At 68.5% G+C, this 16,452-nt stretch carries 17 protein-coding genes; 9 read left to right on the forward strand and 8 right to left on the reverse strand.

What is annotated here, in order from left to right; translation table 11 throughout:
* Positions 1-39 precede the first annotated feature (39 nt).
* Positions 40-1,407 carry an adenylosuccinate lyase gene (gene purB, locus AB8810_RS10400; RefSeq protein ID WP_369916436.1) on the reverse strand — a complete coding sequence of 456 codons (1,368 nt, stop codon included), beginning with the start codon at positions 1,405-1,407 and terminating at the stop codon, positions 40-42.
* A 225-nt stretch (positions 1,408-1,632) separates the two neighbouring features.
* Here purB and AB8810_RS10405 point away from each other — a divergent pair, with 225 nt between their 5' ends.
* Together AB8810_RS10405 and AB8810_RS10410 are read left to right on the forward strand one after the other, a co-directional pair.
* Entirely contained in the window at positions 1,633-2,622 is a 990-nt protein-coding gene (locus AB8810_RS10405; RefSeq protein ID WP_369916437.1) for a YiiG family protein, read from the forward strand.
* 463 nt (positions 2,623-3,085) lie between these two features.
* Positions 3,086-4,498 carry a class II fumarate hydratase gene (locus tag AB8810_RS10410; RefSeq protein WP_369916438.1) on the forward strand — a complete coding sequence of 471 codons (1,413 nt, stop codon included), beginning with the start codon at positions 3,086-3,088 and terminating at the stop codon, positions 4,496-4,498.
* A gap of 456 nt (positions 4,499-4,954) precedes the next feature.
* Here AB8810_RS10410 and AB8810_RS10415 read toward each other — a convergent pair whose 3' ends face one another.
* Genes AB8810_RS10415 through AB8810_RS10445 form a run of 7 tightly spaced genes read right to left on the reverse strand, consistent with a single transcriptional unit; the run spans position 4,955 to position 9,389 of the window.
* A complete protein-coding gene (locus tag AB8810_RS10415; protein ID WP_179565114.1) occupies positions 4,955-5,395 on the reverse strand; it encodes a hypothetical protein in 441 nt (146 codons plus the stop codon).
* A gap of 53 nt (positions 5,396-5,448) precedes the next feature.
* Entirely contained in the window at positions 5,449-6,009 is a 561-nt protein-coding gene (locus AB8810_RS10420) for a DUF2884 family protein (RefSeq protein ID WP_179565113.1), read from the reverse strand.
* A gap of 40 nt (positions 6,010-6,049) precedes the next feature.
* Complete coding sequence (locus tag AB8810_RS10425; RefSeq protein ID WP_179565656.1) at positions 6,050-6,877, reverse strand: GIN domain-containing protein; 828 nt, start codon at positions 6,875-6,877, stop codon at positions 6,050-6,052.
* Positions 6,878-6,932: 55 nt separating this feature from the next.
* Positions 6,933-7,913, reverse strand: a complete 981-nt coding sequence (locus tag AB8810_RS10430; RefSeq protein WP_179565112.1) for an ABC transporter permease — start codon at positions 7,911-7,913, stop codon at positions 6,933-6,935.
* Positions 7,910-8,791, reverse strand: a complete 882-nt coding sequence (locus AB8810_RS10435) for an ABC transporter ATP-binding protein (protein ID WP_179565111.1) — start codon at positions 8,789-8,791, stop codon at positions 7,910-7,912. The genes AB8810_RS10430 and AB8810_RS10435 overlap by 4 nt, the downstream gene beginning before the upstream one ends.
* Positions 8,788-9,150 (reverse strand): GntR family transcriptional regulator, encoded by a 363-nt coding sequence (locus AB8810_RS10440; protein WP_046980357.1) that lies wholly within the window; start codon positions 9,148-9,150, stop codon positions 8,788-8,790. Before AB8810_RS10440 ends, AB8810_RS10435 begins: the two co-directional genes overlap by 4 nt.
* 2 nt (positions 9,151-9,152) lie before the next feature.
* Complete coding sequence (locus AB8810_RS10445) at positions 9,153-9,389, reverse strand: hypothetical protein (RefSeq protein WP_009603375.1); 237 nt, start codon at positions 9,387-9,389, stop codon at positions 9,153-9,155.
* 130 nt (positions 9,390-9,519) lie between these two features.
* Here AB8810_RS10445 and AB8810_RS10450 point away from each other — a divergent pair, with 130 nt between their 5' ends.
* The 7 genes from AB8810_RS10450 to AB8810_RS10480 all read left to right on the forward strand — a co-directional run bounded on the left by AB8810_RS10450 (position 9,520) and on the right by AB8810_RS10480 (position 16,423).
* Positions 9,520-10,086, forward strand: a complete 567-nt coding sequence (locus AB8810_RS10450) for a glutathione peroxidase (RefSeq protein ID WP_369916439.1) — start codon at positions 9,520-9,522, stop codon at positions 10,084-10,086.
* An 87-nt stretch (positions 10,087-10,173) separates the two neighbouring features.
* Positions 10,174-11,121, forward strand: coding sequence for an FKBP-type peptidyl-prolyl cis-trans isomerase (locus AB8810_RS10455; RefSeq protein WP_179565110.1), 948 nt, complete (start codon positions 10,174-10,176; stop codon positions 11,119-11,121).
* Positions 11,122-11,136: 15 nt separating this feature from the next.
* Complete coding sequence (locus tag AB8810_RS10460) at positions 11,137-12,480, forward strand: UDP-glucose/GDP-mannose dehydrogenase family protein (RefSeq protein WP_369916441.1); 1,344 nt, start codon at positions 11,137-11,139, stop codon at positions 12,478-12,480.
* Complete coding sequence (locus AB8810_RS10465; RefSeq protein ID WP_047325588.1) at positions 12,443-12,706, forward strand: SlyX family protein; 264 nt, start codon at positions 12,443-12,445, stop codon at positions 12,704-12,706. Before AB8810_RS10460 ends, AB8810_RS10465 begins: the two co-directional genes overlap by 38 nt.
* 21 nt (positions 12,707-12,727) lie before the next feature.
* Positions 12,728-13,396, forward strand: coding sequence for a DUF2058 family protein (locus AB8810_RS10470; protein ID WP_369916442.1), 669 nt, complete (start codon positions 12,728-12,730; stop codon positions 13,394-13,396).
* A 17-nt stretch (positions 13,397-13,413) separates the two neighbouring features.
* Complete coding sequence (locus tag AB8810_RS10475) at positions 13,414-15,561, forward strand: acyltransferase family protein (protein WP_369916443.1); 2,148 nt, start codon at positions 13,414-13,416, stop codon at positions 15,559-15,561.
* Between the two features lie 31 nt (positions 15,562-15,592).
* Positions 15,593-16,423, forward strand: coding sequence for a transporter (locus tag AB8810_RS10480; RefSeq protein WP_369916444.1), 831 nt, complete (start codon positions 15,593-15,595; stop codon positions 16,421-16,423).
* Positions 16,424-16,452: the final 29 nt, after the last annotated feature.

The raw sequence follows: 16,452 nt of genomic DNA on the forward strand, positions 1-16,452 counted from the left end.
CGTCGCCGCGCCGGCGAGGGCGCGGCCGGCGCGTCTGGCTCAGATCGCGCGCGCCAGGCGCTCGGCCAGGCCGGTGTAGCCGCCCGGGGTCAGCGCGCGCAGGCGTTGCTTGGCGTCCTCGGGCAGTTCCAGGGTTTCGACGAAGGCCTGCATCGAGGCGGCGGTGATGCCCTGGCCGCGGGTCAGCGCCTTCAGCTGCTCGTACGGGTTGGGCAGGCCGTGGCGGCGCATCACCGTCTGCACGGCTTCGGCCAGCACTTCCCAGGCGGCGTTGAGGTCGCCATCCAGGCGCTCGGGATTGACGGTCAGCTTGCCCAGGCCCTTGGCCAGCGAATCCAGCGCCACCTGGCTGTGGCCGAACGCGGTGCCGAGCGCGCGCAGCACGGTGGAGTCGGTGAGGTCGCGTTGCCAGCGGCTGATCGGCAGCTTGGCGCTGAAATGTTCGAACAGCGCATTGGCGATGCCGAAGTTGCCTTCGGCGTTCTCGAAGTCGATCGGGTTGACCTTGTGCGGCATGGTCGAGGAGCCGACCTCGCCTTCCTTGAGCTTTTGCTTGAAGTAGCCCAGCGAGATGTAGCCCCAGATGTCGCGGGCCAGGTCGATCAGGACGGTGTTGGCGCGGCGGGTGGCATCGCCGAGTTCGGCGACGTTGTCGTGCGGCTCGATCTGGGTGGTGTAGGGGTTGAACACCAGGCCCAGGCCTTCGACGAAGCGCTGCGCGAACGCCGGCCAGTCCACGTCCGGATAGCTGGCCACGTGCGCGTTGTAGTTGCCGACCGCGCCGTTGATCTTGCCGGTCAGCTCGACCGCGGCGATCTGCCGGCGCTGGCGTTCCAGGCGCGCGACGACGTTGGCGATCTCCTTGCCCAGCGTGGTCGGCGAGGCGGTCTGGCCGTGGGTGCGCGACAGCATCGGCTGCGCGGCCTGGGCATGGGCCAGCGCGCGCAGCGAGGCGACCACGCCGTCCAGCGTCGGCAGCAGCACCTCGCGCCGCGCCTGCTCCAGCATCAGTCCGTAGCTGAGGTTGTTGATGTCCTCGCTGGTGCAGGCGAAATGCACGAACTCCAGCGCCGGGCCGAGTTCGGCGTCGTCCTTGAGCTGCTCCTTGATGAAGTACTCCACCGCCTTGACGTCGTGGTTGGTGGTGCGTTCGATCTGCTTGACCCGCGCCGCGTGCTCGACGCCGAAACGATCGGCCAGCGCGCGCAGCCGCTGCGTGGCGGCCGCCGAGAACGCGGGCAGCTCGGCGATGCCCGGTTCGGCGCCCAGTGCCAGCAGCCATTCGATTTCCACCTTCACCCGGGCCTTGATCAGGCCGTATTCGGAGAAGATCGGCCGCAGGGCATCGACCTTGCCGGCGTAGCGGCCATCGAGCGGGGACAGGGCGAGCAGGGCGGAATCCGACATGGGCAGGGGCAGGGCGGCAGCGGTGGGGCGGATATTCTACGCCGGCCGCGCACCGGCCATGCCGTGCCGACAGCCGCAGGACATCGGCGAGCGGGCGGGTGCGTGTGGACACGGCCGCTGCGGCGGACCGAAGCCTTGTTCCGCGACGGTCCGCATGCTGGCGCAGGACAAATGCGTGTTGCTAGAATGCGCGGCTGTAACCGTTTTCAACAGGGACGTACTCCTATGCATTCCCGCTTCCGCCTGGCTGCGCTGGCCGCTGCCGTCTCCGTTTTCCTGGTCGCCTGCGGCGGCAAACCATCGGCCACTCCCGCCGCCCCGGCCGACGGCAAGGCGCCTGCCGACCACGCCGCGAGCGATCCGGACGCGGCGCTGACCAGCAAGCTCAACGCATATATCGAGTGCTTCAACAAGGTCGATGCGGACATCCACCGCGGCGCCCAGTCCTATGTGCGCTGGATGAAGGATCCCGCTGCCGGTCCGACCGGCAAGGAAACGACCGTGTACGGGCCGGCCAAGATCGACGAGTACGACATGAAGGTCTGCGATGCGCCGATGGTGCAGGCGGCTGCCGCCAAGCCCGTGCTGCCGGCGCTGGATGCGGCCGCGAAGCGCTATGCGGCGGCGCTGAAGACACTGCAGCCGTTGAGCAACCAGGTCTTCGATTACTACGAGCGCGAAGACTACCAGGACGACGCGTTCGCCAAGGGCAAGCAACTGCATGCGCCGCTGATGACCGCCCTGTCCGAGTTCGCCGAGGCGAGCCAGGCGTTCAGCGACGAGCTGGACGCGCAGAACGATGCCGCGCAGCGCGAGCAGCTGAAGGCGATGGAGCAGGCCGAAGGCCGCACCCGCGAGTTCTACCGGCTGTCGATGATGCTCGAGGCCAAGGAGATCGTCGCCCTGCTGCAGGAAGACGCGTTCGATACGGACAAGGCCACCAGCCTGGTCGACGGCTTCAACAAGCTGTCCGACGAGGCGCACGCCAAGGTCGCCGACCAGGAGCCGGGCAAGCTGGACTGGAACAGCTTCGAGACCGCCGCGGAGAACTTCCGCAAGGAAGGCAAGGCGCGGATCAAGCGGGTCGTGGAAAAGACCCCGTACAGCAGCATGGAGCAGGGCTGGCTGGACAACCCGACGCTGGCGCCGGAAGGCTCGCCGGGACGGTTGCTGAAGAAGTACAACGATCTGGTCTTCCAGAGCAACCGCCAGTAATTGCAGATCGCGGCGGCCGGTTGCCATGCGGCCGCCGCCGCGCCTGGATCGGGAGCGCGACCGCGCGGCGATGTCGCGCCGGGCGCTGCCGAAGTGCCCAGGCATTGGCGCCGCCGCTGGCCGATTCCCGTGCTCGATCCGGGCGCGCCTGTACCAGGCGCGCCCGACTCATGCCTGGCCGCCACTTCATTTCCTGCGCGGGGATGTCCACGCCGCCGATACCCGCAAGGCATGCATGCCGGCAGCGGTGTGGCGGCGGTGACGCGTTCCGGCCGCCGCGCCATGCGGCCGCGGCGCCGCGCCTCCAGGCCTTGCTAACAACTGCTGGCGCACACTGCTGACGCCGGGCGCTGCGCCGCGGATAATGCCTGCGCCAGCCGCAGCTCCGCCAGCCTGCCTTCCCGGACGTCCCTCGCGACAGCGCCGGGTGGAATTCCTCTTATGCAGATGTGGAGATTGCGCAATGAGCGACAAATTCAGGGTCGAGCACGACAGCATGGGCGAGTTGCAGGTGCCGGCCGAGGCGTTGTGGGGTGCCCAGACCCAGCGTGCGGTGCAGAATTTTCCGGTGTCCGGGCAGCCGATGCCGCGCGGCTTCATCCGCGCGCTGGGCCTGATCAAGGCCGCCGCGGCCGGGGTCAACGCCGACCTGGAGCTGCTGCCCAAGGCCGTGGCCAAGGCGGTGCAGGCGGCCGCGCTGGAGGTGGCCGACGGCAGGCACGATGCGCATTTCCCGATCGACATCTACCAGACCGGCTCGGGCACCTCGTCGAACATGAACGCCAACGAGGTCATCGCCACGCTGGCCTCGCGCGCGGCCAAGCCGGGCGCGCCGGCGGTGCATCCGAACGACCACGTCAACCTCGGCCAGAGTTCCAACGACGTGGTGCCGACCGCGATCCGCGTCTCCGCCCAGCTGGCCACGCAGGAGCAACTGCTGCCGGCGTTGAAGCACCTGCGCAAGGTCATCGACAAGCGCGCCAGGCAACTGGACAAGGTGGTCAAGACCGGGCGCACGCACCTGATGGATGCGATGCCGCTGACCTTCGGCCAGGAGTTCGGCGCGTGGTCGGCGCAGTTGGCCTCGGCGCAGGAGCGGCTGCAGGACAGTCTCAAGCGGCTGCGGCGGCTGCCGCTGGGCGGCACCGCGATCGGCACCGGGATCAACGCCGATCCGCGCTTCGGCGGCAAGGTGGCCAAGGCCCTGTCCGCGCTCACCGGCTGCAAGTTCGACAGCGCCGACAACAAGTTCGAAGGCCTGGCGGCGCAGGACGATGCGGTGGAACTGTCCGGCCAGCTCAATGCGCTGGCGGTGGCGCTGATCAAGATCGCCAACGACCTGCGCTGGATGAATGCCGGACCGCTGGCCGGCCTCGGCGAGATCGAATTGCCGGCGCTGCAGCCGGGCAGCTCGATCATGCCGGGCAAGGTCAATCCGGTCATTCCCGAGGCCACGGTGATGGTCTGTGCGCAGGTCATCGGCCACCACACCGCGATCACCGTGGCCGGGCAGACCGGCAACTTCCAGTTGAACGTGGCGCTGCCGCTGATCGCGGCCAACCTGCTGGATTCGATCAACCTGCTGGCCAACGTGTCGCGGCTGCTGGCCGATTCGGCGATCGCCGGGCTGAAGGTGCGCGAGGATCGGGTCCGCCAGACCCTGGACCGCAATCCGATCCTGGTCACCGCGCTGAATCCGATCATCGGCTACGAAAAGGCGGCGGCGATCGCCAAGCGCGCCTACAAGGAGAACCGCCCGGTGCTGGAGATCGCGCTGGAGGACAGCGGCTTGGGCGAAGCCGAACTGCGCAAGCTGCTCGACCCGGCGGCGCTGACCAAGGGCGGCATCCACGCCGGCGCGGGCGGCGGCGGCTGAGGCGCGGTGCCTCGCATGGTGCGGCGGGAGCCGTGCCATGCGGGGCAGGCGTATCGCGTTTGGAACGGATCCAGGGAGCCGACAGGCCGTCGCACGAGGCGTAAACCGGAGCCGCTGGACGAGCTTCCGGCAGATCGGCCAGTCAGCCGCAACACAGTTCCGAAACGTGCACCTTCACAGCTTCGCGCGTCGCGACTGAAGTCGCTCGCACAACAGCCCTATGGGATCGCCAACCTGGATGCACTGTGGGAGGGGCTTCGGCCTCGACGGTATCCGAAGCAGGGACCTTTGCCACCGTGCTTGTCGCGGCTGAAGCCGCTCCTACAGGGGAGCTGCGATGGAATGTCCGGGTGCGCTGTAGGAGCGGCTTCAGCCGCGACAGGATCCGGCGTTGCACGTCCATCGTCACCGCCGCGGCCAGGACCGATGGCGTGTGCGCGGCAGGCGCCAGCTACTTCAGCGCCGTTCCGCCTGCAGGTTGCCGAAGCTTTCCTGGTAAGGCTGCAGCGACGGAATGTCGTGCAGCACCGCGCTCTGCAGGGCGCTGATTTCCGGCGTGGTGGCAAAGCCGACCGAGCGCATGTTCGGGTCCGGCGCCGCGGTTTCCAGGGTGCGCTGGCGCTGCATCTGCAAGTGCATGAACAGCTGTTGCAGTTGGGTGCGTTGCGCCTGCGGCAGCGGCAGTTCGATGTCGTCGATGCGCAGGCTGCCGTCGGGGCCGATCGAGGCGTTGGCGGCCGGCGCGCGGCGCAGCATCACGGTCATGCTGTCCACCGACACGCGCGGCTTGCCGCGTTCGGCGCGCGAGGACGAGGCTGCGCCGTCGCGCGCGCCGCACGCCGCCAGCAGCAGGCACAGCGAGACCAGGGAAAACCAGGCGACTAGCGTCTTCTTCATCGATCGATTCGGAGCAGGAGGGTCCCGGCCATTTTAGGCCGGGACCGCCGCAATTACTTGACCGATTTGTCGCAGTCGCTGATGTCGCTGGCATCGAGGCTGGCATAGGGCCGGAATGCCGGCAGCTGCTGCGCCAGCGTGTCCTGCGCCTGGCGCAGCGTCGCCACCTGTGCGCAGATCTTCAGCGCTTCCTGCTTGAGCTTCTCGGCCTGTGCCTCGATGTTCTCGCCGACGTGGTCGGTGTTGCCGCTGATGACCCCGGCCAGCGCATCGCCGGCCGCCTTCACCCCGAGCGCGGCGCCTTGCTTGCCGACCTCCAGGCCCTGCATGCCGACCGCGCCGAGTTGCGCGCGGTAGGACACCAGCAAGGCGTGCTGCTCGGCGCTGACCGCGACCTGCTTGCCGTCGATCAGCAGGTCGCCGGCACGGGTGATGGTCGCCGGCGGTTGCCCGGACACCTTCAGGGTGATGTCGCCGTTGTCGAAGCTCAGGCTGCGCGCGCTGGGCGTGTTGCTGGTGGTCCGGTCGGACTGCGGCGTCGAGGGCTGGCAGGCGGCCAGGGCCAATAGCGCGATCAGGGCGACGCCGGCTGGCGCCAGGGAACGATGCTGCATGGGTGTGTCCTCGGTCGAAGCGAGAAGGGAAGGCCGCGGCTCAGCGCGGCTTGGGCACGTTGACGCTGCCGCGCACGCCGCTGTGGTGGATGTCGCCGCTGCCGACCCGCTCCACGGTGAGGTTGCCGCCGACGCCGCTGACTTCCAGGTCGCCGGAGCCGATCGACTGCAGCGCCACGCTGCCGGTCACGTCGCGCAGCTGCGCATCGCCGGAGCCGATGCTGCCGATCTGCACCGCGCCGCGTACGCCGTGCACGGTCAGGTCGCCGGAGCCGACGGTGCCGATCTTGACGTCGCCGCCGACCTGGCTCGCCTTGACGTCGCCCGAGCCCAGCGTCGGCAGGCTGAGGCTGCCGATGTCGCGCAGCTCGATGTCGCCCGATCCCACCGTGGCGCTGACCGCGCCGCGCACGCCGTGCGCATGCAGGTCGCCGGAGCCGACCGTGGCGTCGAGCGAGGCCACGCCGCCGATGTCGGCATCGCCGGAGCCCAGCCGCAACTGCACCGGCAGCGAACTGGGCACGCTGCCGGCCAAGTCCAGGTAGGCATAGCGGGTGCCCGAGCTGATGCCGTGGATCTTGCCGTCGTGCTGCAGGGTCACGATCAGCGTGTCGCCTTCGCGGCGCTGGCGCACGGTCAATTCCTTCAGCATGTCCGCATCGGAGGCGCAGGCGCGACCGCGCAGTTCGAACGCGGCGCCGCTGCTGGCGCCGGTCAGCTTGAGGTTGTTCTGCTGCGCGTCGAAGATCACATTCTTGGCGCCGGCCAGGTCCAGTTTCAGGTTGCGTGGCTCCGAATGCCGGCATTCGTCGGCCAGGGCCAGGGCCGGTACCAGCAGCAGCGCGGACAGCAGCAAGGTCTTGCGCATCATCGTGAACTCCATATGCAAAGAGGGAATCGGGAAAGAGAAAGAGCGGTGCGGATCAGGCTTCGTCGCGCCAGCGGCGCAGGTAGATCGCCGCGACGATGAAGGCCACGCCGACCGCCGCGCCGATCCAGATGTCAGCGCTCTGGAAGATGCGCCAGGCATCGCTGAGCTGGATCGCGTTGGCCAGGTCCTGCGCGCCGTCGATCTGCGCCGGCGGCGCGCTCTCGCTCAGCACCGGCAGCCAGGTGCCCGGCAGCACGCTCAGCAGGCCGCGGTAGACCACCGTGTACCAGATCGCGTTGTGGTTCACGTGCAGCATCGGCAGGATGCCCATCATGCTCGCCATCACGCAGCCCAGGACCGGGATCAGCACCGCCCACAGGAACGGCTTGGTACGCGCCCAGGCCGAGCACAGCATCAGCCAGCCGATGGTCGGCAGCGACCACATCACGTAGATCGGCAGGTTCGACAGCACGCCGCCGATGATGCGCAGCGGATGCGAGTGGGTGAAGACGGCGCCGCTCTGTTGCACGCCGTTGACCGACAGGGTCAATGCGGTGATCACCCACAGCGCGATGCCGATCAGCAAGCCGATGCCGATCGCCACGATCGGCGCCAGCAGCAGCGCCCAGGCGGCCTTGGACAGCACCGTGTTCAAGTCCGACAGCGGCAGCGACTTCCAGAACAGCACGCTGCGGTCGCGGCGGTCGTCGTACAGCGAACCCAGCGCGTAGAAGAACACCACGAAGCCCAGCACGATGCAGGCCAGCAACACGCCGGCCAGCATGGTGCCGTCGCCCACGGCGCCGATGATCTCGTTGACCTTTTGCGGGCCGCCGTCCCAGTTGATGCTGTTGGTATCGTTGCCGCGGCCGGCCACGGTGCCGATCAGCGCGAGCACCGCGTACAGCACGGTGATCACGCTGCCGGCGATGACCGGCGCCCACAGGAAACCGCCGCGGTTTTCCCAGTATTCGCGCTTCAGCAGCCACTTGAAGGTGGTCAGGGCAGAGATGGACTTTGCGGGTGCGTTCATGCGTAGGTCCCCTTCATGATGGCGACGAACAGGTCGGCCAGGCCGGGATTGCGGGTTTCGCCGAGTGCGGCCAGCTGCGCCTGCGGCACGCCGTCGTACAGGAACACGGTCTTGCCGAACGGCAGGCCGCGCTCGTCGATCGGCTGCAGCGCGCGCGCCGCGTCGATGCGTTCGGCCGGCACCAGCAGTTCGGTGTAGCGCGTGGCCATGTGCTCCATGTCGGCGCTGAGCACGATGCGGCCGTCGCGGATGAACAGCACGTCGGTGAGGATGTGCTCGATCTCCTCGACCTGGTGGGTGGTGATGACGATGGTCTTCTGTTCGTCGAAGTAGTCCTCCAGCAGGCGCTGGTAGAACTCCTTGCGGTACAGGATGTCCAGGCCCAGGGTGGGTTCGTCGAGCACCAGCAGGCGCGCGTCGATCGCCATCACCAGCGCCAGGTGCAGCTGCACGATCATGCCCTTGGACATCTCGCGCACGCGCAGCTTGGGGGTGAGCTTGGTGTTGGCCAGGAAACGCTCGCACTTGGCGCGGTCGAAGCGCGGATGCACGCCGGCGACGAAGTCGATCGCCTCGCGCACCCGCATCCAGCGCGGCAGCACCGCCACGTCGGCGATGAAGCACACGTCGTTCATCAACTCGTTGCGCTGCTTGCGCGGGTCCATGCCCAGCACGCGCAGTTCGCCCTCCACCGCGGTCAGGCCGAGCACCGCTTTCAGCGCGGTGGTCTTGCCGGCGCCGTTGGGGCCGATCAGGCCGACGATGCGGCCCGGCGCGATCGCGAAGGAGGCATCGGCCAGCGCCGGCTTGTGGTTGTAGGTCTTGCGCAGCGAGCGCGCGGAGACGACGGATTCGGATGCGGCGACAGCGGCAGTCATGGTGTTTTCCCCGGTGGCAACAAGTCTTCCAATGTCAGGCCCAGGCGCTGGATCCGTTCCAGCACCAGTGGCCACTCTTCGTTGAGAAAGCGGTCGCGTTCGCTGCCGCGCAGCTTCTTGGCCGCTTCCTCGGTCATGAACATGCCCAGCCCGCGGCGCTTCTCGACCAGGGCCTCGTCGGCCAGTTCCTGGTAGGCGCGCGAGACGGTGATCGGGTTGAGCTGGTATTCGGCGGCGACCTGGCGCACCGAGGGCAGCGCGTCGCCGGGCTTGATGATGCCGTCCAGCATCATCGCGATCACGCGATCCTTCAGCTGGCGGTAGATCGGAGCGCCATCGCTCCATTGGATATCGCTCATGGTCAGCTCCGTGGACGCAGGGTGTGCGCGAAGGAGAAATAGGGCATCGACAGCGATGCACGCATCCGCCGCACCGGCGCGGGCGCGGCGGGAGGGGCGTGGCTGTCTTCCTGCGGCTCGCTGGCGCCATAATCGGGCGACCGTCCCTGGCTGCCTTGGGCGCCGACCCAGCTCACCGAGAACAGGGCGCCGACGATGACCATGGCCGGAAGGCTGCGCTGCATGCGTTGGAGGTTCATCGTTGGCCCTGCTCTGGGTGAGTGGTGTTGTATTTAACTATAACACCGTCACACGTCATGTCAACACGGCGATCGCCCCAACTCATGGCCTAGTGCCTGCGCGTTTCTTTTTTCCTCTTACGGTGCCCTGATGAAACTATCCAAGCGTTTGTTTTTCCTCGCGATCCTGGCCGCTGCCGGCACCGTCGGCAGTGCCTGGGCGGCCTCCTTGCTGGACCTGGACTACCGTCCGCTGGCCGGCAAGGACAAGGTGAATCTGAACAAGACCTACGGCGGCAAGGTGCTGCTGGTGGTCAACACGGCCAGCAAATGCGGCTTCACCCCGCAGTACGACGGCCTGGAGCAGTTGCAGCAGCGCTACGCCGCGCAGGGTTTCAGCGTGCTCGGTTTCCCGTCCAACGACTTCAAGGGTCAGGAGCCCGGATCGGAGAAGCAGATCCAGGAATTCTGCACGCTGACCTACGGGGTCAAGTTCCCGATGTTCGAGAAGGTGCATGTGCTCGGCGCCGAGGCGACGCCGCTGTACCAGCAACTGACCCAGGCCACCGGCGTGGCGCCGGGCTGGAACTTCCACAAGTATCTGATCGCGCGCGACGGTCGCGTGGTCGCGCAGTTCCCCAGCAAGATCGCGCCGGACGATCCGTCCTTGCGTGCGGCCATCGAACGCGAACTGAAAGCGCAGCCGGGATCACATTGAATCCGGGTCGATATCGTTGCCGCGCATGCGACAATGCGGCCTCTGCGCCATGGCGGCGCCTCTAATTCACTTCCAGGAACGTAGCGAATGAAGATGGGAATGCGCGGCGCCGTGGCGTCGCTGTTGATGGGGATGGCGGTGGTCGCGGGCGCCGCGTCCGCGCAGGCGCCGGCGGCGGCCAAGCCGGCGGCGCTGGGCAGCGAGAAGCAGAAGGTCAGCTACGCGATCGGCATGGATGTGGCGCGTTCGTTCGAGCCGATCGCCCAGGACATCGACCTGGACGCCATGCAGCGCGCGATCGAGAACGCGTTCAAGGGCGGCAAGCCGCTGCTGTCCGACGAGCAGGCGCAGGCCACCGACACCGCATTGCGCACGCAGATGGCCGCGCGCGCCGGGCAGCCGATCCCGGGCATGGCGCCGGGCAGCCAGCCGCCGCCGGTGTCCAAGCAGAACGTGGGCCTGATGCTCGGCGATCGCGCGGTCGGCCCGTCGCTGGCGCGGATCCAGAACGAGATCGATCTGGCCACCTTGATGGGCGCGGTGCGTACCGTGTTCGCCAAGGGCGACACCGCGATGACCCAGGAGCAGGCGGCCGCCACGCTGCAGGCCTACAGCGCCTCCAAGCAGGCCGCCGCGTCGACCGAGAACCGCGAGAAGGGCAACGCCTTCCTGGCCCAGAACAAGACCCAGAAGGGCGTGGTCACCACGCCGTCGGGCCTGCAGTACATGGTGCTGCGCCAGGGCAGCGGCGAACGGCCGATGCCGACCAGCAAAGTGCGGGTGAACTACGAAGGCAAGCTGCTCAATGGCGAGGTGTTCGACAGCTCGTACAAGACCGGGCAGCCGGCCGAGTTCTCGCTCAGCCAGGTGGTGCCGGGCTGGAGCGAGGGCGTGGCGTTGATGCCGGTCGGCTCCAAGTACCGTTTCTGGATTCCGTCGAACCTGGGCTATGGCCCGCAGGGCACGCCGGGCGGCCCGATCGGCCCGGATTCCATGCTCACCTTCGACGTTGAACTGTTGGGCATCCTTCAATAACCGAAAGGAGATTACATGCGCGTAGCGATATTCGGCACCGGCTATGTCGGGCTTGTCACCGGAACCTGTCTGGCCGAGGTAGGCCATCACGTGGTATGCGTGGACATCGACCAAGCCAAAGTGGATGGGCTCAACAAGGGCGTGGTCCCGATCTACGAGCCTGGCCTCTCGCCGATGGTCAAGGCCAATCACGCCGCACGGAGGCTGTTCTTCACAACCGATGCGGCCAGCGCCATCGCGCATGGAGATATCGTGTTCATCGCCGTCGGCACGCCGCCGGACGAGGACGGTAGCGCCGATCTGCAGTACGTGCTGGCGGTGGCCCGCACCATCGGCCAGCACATCCAGGGACCGACCGTGGTGGTCAACAAGTCGACGGTGCCGGTCGGGACCGCCGACAAGGTGCGCGCGGCGATCGCCGCCGAGCTGGAAAAGCGCGGCGAGACGATCGAGTTCGACGTGGTGTCCAATCCGGAATTCCTGAAGGAAGGCGACGCGGTCGCCGACTGCATGCGTCCGGACCGGATCGTGATCGGCAGCAGCAAGCCGGGCACCGCCGCGCGCCTGCGCCGCCTGTACGCGCCGTTCAACCGCAACCACGACCGCATCGTGGAGATGGACGTGCGTTCGGCCGAACTGACCAAGTACGCGGCCAACGCGATGCTGGCGACCAAGATCAGTTTCATGAACGAGATCGCCAACATCGCCGAGCGGGTCGGCGCCGACGTGGAGAAGGTGCGCCAGGGCATCGGCTCGGATCCGCGCATCGGCTGGCACTTCATCTACCCGGGTGCCGGCTACGGCGGCTCGTGCTTCCCCAAGGACGTGCAGGCGCTGGCGCGCACCGCGCAGCAGTACGGCCACGAGGCCAAGCTGCTGGATGCGGTGGAAGCGGTCAACGAGGCGCAGAAGGGCCATCTGTACGAGCTGATCCAGCGCCACTACGGCGGCGCCAGCGTGGCCGGCAAGACCTTCGCGGTGTGGGGCCTGGCGTTCAAGCCCAATACCGACGACATGCGCGCCGCGTCCAGCCGCCGCCTGCTGGCGCAACTGTGGGAGGCCGGGGCGACGGTGCGTGCCTACGATCCGGAGGCGACCGAGGAAGCCAAGCGCATCTTCGGCGAACGCGGCGACCTGAGTTTCTGCGAGGACGCCTTCGCGGCGCTGGAAGGCGCCGATGCGCTGGTCGTGGTCACCGAGTGGAAGCAGTTCCGCAGCCCGGATTTCACCCGGATGAAGGAACTGCTCGGCGACGCGGTGGTGTTCGACGGCCGCAATCTCTACGATCCGCAGGAAATCGAGACCTTCGGCCTCGCTTACTATGGCATCGGCCGCGGGCGTTCGATCAGTGAAGCATGATTTCTCCACCCAGGATCGACTGCTGGAGAACCGGTTGATCGAGCTGGAGACGCGCCTGTCCTTCCAGGAACAGGCGCTGTCCGAGGTGAGCGATGCGTTGGCCGAGGCGCGTGCCGAAAGCCAACGCAACGCCACGCTGCTGCGCCATCTGCTCGAAGACCTGGGCAAGGTGCGCAGCACGCTGTATGCCGATGCCGCCGACGAACCACCCCCTCCGCATTATTGATACCGATCCGATCCTGCCACGATGAGCGATACCCTCCGCGACCAGCTGCTGGGCCTGGGCTTCAAGCCTGTGCCGAAACCCGAACGCCCAGAGCGCAACGCCACGCCCGCGCCGCCCTCGCGAGGGCGGCCCGGCCAGCGTCCGGCGCACGGCCACAAGCCGGCCGGCGCGCGTGGCGAACGCCCGCATGCCGCGGGCAGGCCGCAGGGCGCGCCTGGCCAGCAGCCGGCGCGGCCGCATGCCGCACGGCCGCCGCGCACGCGCGAGGACATCGACCTGGCCAAGGCCTATGCGATCCGTGCGCAGCGCGAGAAGGACGAGCGCATCGAGGCCGAGCGGCTCAAGCAGGAACAGGCGCGGCTGCGCCGCGAGGCGCGGGCCAGGCTCGACGAACTGCTCAAGGACCAGGCGCTGAATCACGCCGAGGCCGACATCGCCCGCCATTTCCCCTATGGCGGCAAGATCAAGCGCATCTACGTCACCGCCGAGCAGCTCAAGGCGCTCAATGCCGGCGAGCTGGGCGTGCTGCAGCAGAACGGTCGCTACCTGCTGGTGGCCGCGGCGCTGCTGGATCAGGCCGAGGCGATCTTCCCGGCGTCGGTGGCGCTGCGGGTCGATCCGAACGCCACGGCCGAAGAGGATCCCTACGCCGATCCGAAGTACCAGATCCCCGACGACCTGGTCTGGTAAGCGTGGCTTTCCCAGGGATGGGGCGCGCAGGGGCCGGGCGCCTGCACCCGTCGTCGCCCGCGCACGCGGCGGGCGGCTATCTGCCGTATATCGACGGACTGCGCGCGCTCGCGGTGCTGGCGGTCATCGCCTACCACCTGGATCCGGCCTGGCTGCCGGGCGGGTTCACCGGCGTCGACGTGTTCTTCGTGATCTCCGGCTTCGTGGTCAGCGCCTCGCTGCAACGCTTGCCGGCGGCCGGCAGCTGGGGCGTGTTCGCGCAGTTCTATGCGCGGCGCATGCGCCGCATCGCGCCGGCGCTGGTGGCCTGCCTGCTGGCGACCGCGCTGGCCAGCGGCCTGTTCATTCCCGACTCCTGGTTGAGCGAGACCAGCGCCAAGACCGGGCGCATGGCCTTCGTCGGCCTCAGCAACTGGGTGCTGGCCGCCAGCGACAACGATTATTTCTCGCCGAAGGCCGAGTTCAATCCGTACACGCATACCTGGTCGCTGGGCGTGGAAGAGCAGTTCTACCTGCTGTTCCCGTTGCTGTTCCTGGCCTGGAACCGTGGTGGCCGCGGCCGCGCGTGGTCGACGCTGCTGGTGGCGCTGGCTTCGGCCGGCTCGCTGGCGTATGCGCTGCTGCGCAGCCGCGGTGGCGGCGAGGCCGGCGCTGCGTTCTACCTGACCACCGCGCGCTTCTGGCAACTGGGCAGCGGCGTGCTGCTGTACCAGGCGCTGGCACTGAGCGGACGCTTCGACGCCGGCGCTGCGCCGGCGCCGCGTGCGGCCTGGAACTGGCGTTCGCCGCTGCTGGCGTTGGCGCTGGGCTTGGTCGGCTACGGATTGTGGCGTGCGCGCCCCGGGTACTCGCCGTGGCCCGACGGCCTGTGGCCGGTACTGGGTACGCTGGGCCTGCTGGGATTGCTGCATGGCGCGCCGGCCGGCTGGATCAAGCGGGCGCTGTCGCAGCGCGCGGTGGTGGCGATCGGCCGCGTCTCCTATTCGCTGTACCTGTGGCATTGGCCGGTGTTCGTGCTGTTCCGCTGGACCGTGGGCCTGGAGTCGGCGCTGGCCAAAGCGGTGGCGCTGCTGCTGGTGGCGGCGCTGGCGATCGCCTCGTACCGCTGGGTGGAACTGCCATGGCGCAGCGGCCGCATCGGCAAGGCGCGCACGCCGGCGCGCACCATCGTCGCCGGGCTGGGCCTGATCCTGCTCGCCGCCGGCGTGCATGCGCTGCTGCTGGACACTCAGCGCTACTACTCGCTGAGCACGGTGAGCCGGCATCCGCTGGACTGGTACGCGTATGCCAAGGGCATGCGCAAGGAGTTCCCGCACTGCACGCTGAAGACCGGACGGGCGGAGTTGCAGGTCGGCAGCGCCAAGCTGTTCGAGCGCGGCGATTGCGACCTGCGCGACCGCGGCCTGGAGACGCCACGCAAGCCGACCCAGCTGTTCGTCGCCGGCGATTCGCATGCGCTGGCCTACAACGAACTGCTGCGCCGCTTCGCGCTGCAGAGCGGTGTGGCGGTGCGCCTGTACGGCGTCGGCGGGTGTCCGATCGTGGGCCTGCAGGCCTGGCAGGCGACGCACGCCGGTTGCCAGGCCTACGAGCGCAGCACCCTGGCCGATGTCACCGCGCATGCGCGCGACGGCGACGTGCTGTTCCTGCCGGCGCTGCGCCTGCTGCGCCTGGCCGAGCAGACCCAGCTGTTCGACGAGGCGGCGGTGATGGCCGAGCAGGACAGTGCGCAGGCGCAGGCGGTACGCGCTGCCGGCGAAGAGGCGGCGGTCGCGTTGCTGCAGCCGTTGGCGCAGCGCGGGGTGCGCATCGTGTTCGAGGCGCCCAAGCCGTTGCTGCGTGCGCCGCCGTACCGCTGTTCGGACTGGTTCAACCGCGGCAACGCGATCTGCGCGCGCGGCACGCAGATCCAGCGCGACACGATGGAACGCTACCGCGCGCCGGTGCTGCAGAGCCTGCAGCGGATCGCCGCGCGGCTGCCGCATGCCTCGGTCTGGGATCCGTTGCCGGTGCTGTGCGAGCCGCAGCGTTGCGCCGGCATGCGCGACGGGCACCCGTTGTTCTTCGATGCCGATCACCTCAGCGGCTACGGCAATCGGCTGCTGTTGCCGGGCTTCACGGCGCACTTCAAGGCGGTGCAGGCAGAATCGGGCACGGCGCCGTGAGCGGGGGCGCTCGCTCTTGCGGAGGCAGACCATGACCACAGCCAGTTCCGTTGCGCCGTTGCGCGTGCAGGTCCGCAGCCGCGGCGCATGCGCAACGCATCGCGCCGCGGCGTTCCTGCATTGCGCGCTGGCGCTCGGCGCTCTGGGCGCCGCAAGCGTCGCCCATGCCGACGACGCGCCGGCGTTCGACCGCCCCGGCATCGGCTTCGCGTCGCAGACCCTGCCGGCCGGCGGCATCGCCTGGGAGCAGGCGCTGTCGGACGTGAGCTACGACCGCAGCGGCGGCGTGCACACAACCGAGTACGTGGCCGACAGCCGCCTGCGGATCGGCCTGAGCGCGCAGGCGGAGCTGCAATTGGCCATCGACAGCCAGGTCTGGCAGCGTGTGCGCGGCACCGGCGAGGATTTCCGCGGGCATGGCGGCGGCGATGCCAGCATCGGTTTGAAATGGGCGTTGCCGAGCACGCGCGACACGTTTTCCTGGGCTGTGCTCGGCACCGCCGCGGTACCGGTGGGGCGCGCGCCGTACGGCGACGATGGGCATCGCTACGATCTCGGCGTCAGCGCCGGCTGGGACCTGGACGGCGGCCGTAATGTCGCGCTGTACGCCAACCTCAGCGACAGCGACGACGGCCACGGCTGGACCGTGTCGCCGAGCTATACGTTCTACGCGCGGGGCGACCTCAGCGCCTATGCCGAAGCCGGCATCGGCGGCGGCGAGGACGAGATGCGCGCGCTCGGCACCGGGCTGACCTGGTTGATCGCCCAGCGCGTGCAGCTGGACCTGTCGGTGCTGCGCGGCTTGTCCGCGCCGACGTCGGATTGGCAGGGCGGCCTCGGCGTATCGGTGCTGCTGCGCTGAGCGGCCGCAAGCGCCTCTCCCCCCGGGAG

This window comes from Xanthomonas sp. NCPPB 3005 (genome assembly GCF_041228095.2).
Classification (GTDB): domain Bacteria; phylum Pseudomonadota; class Gammaproteobacteria; order Xanthomonadales; family Xanthomonadaceae; genus Xanthomonas_A; species Xanthomonas_A bonasiae.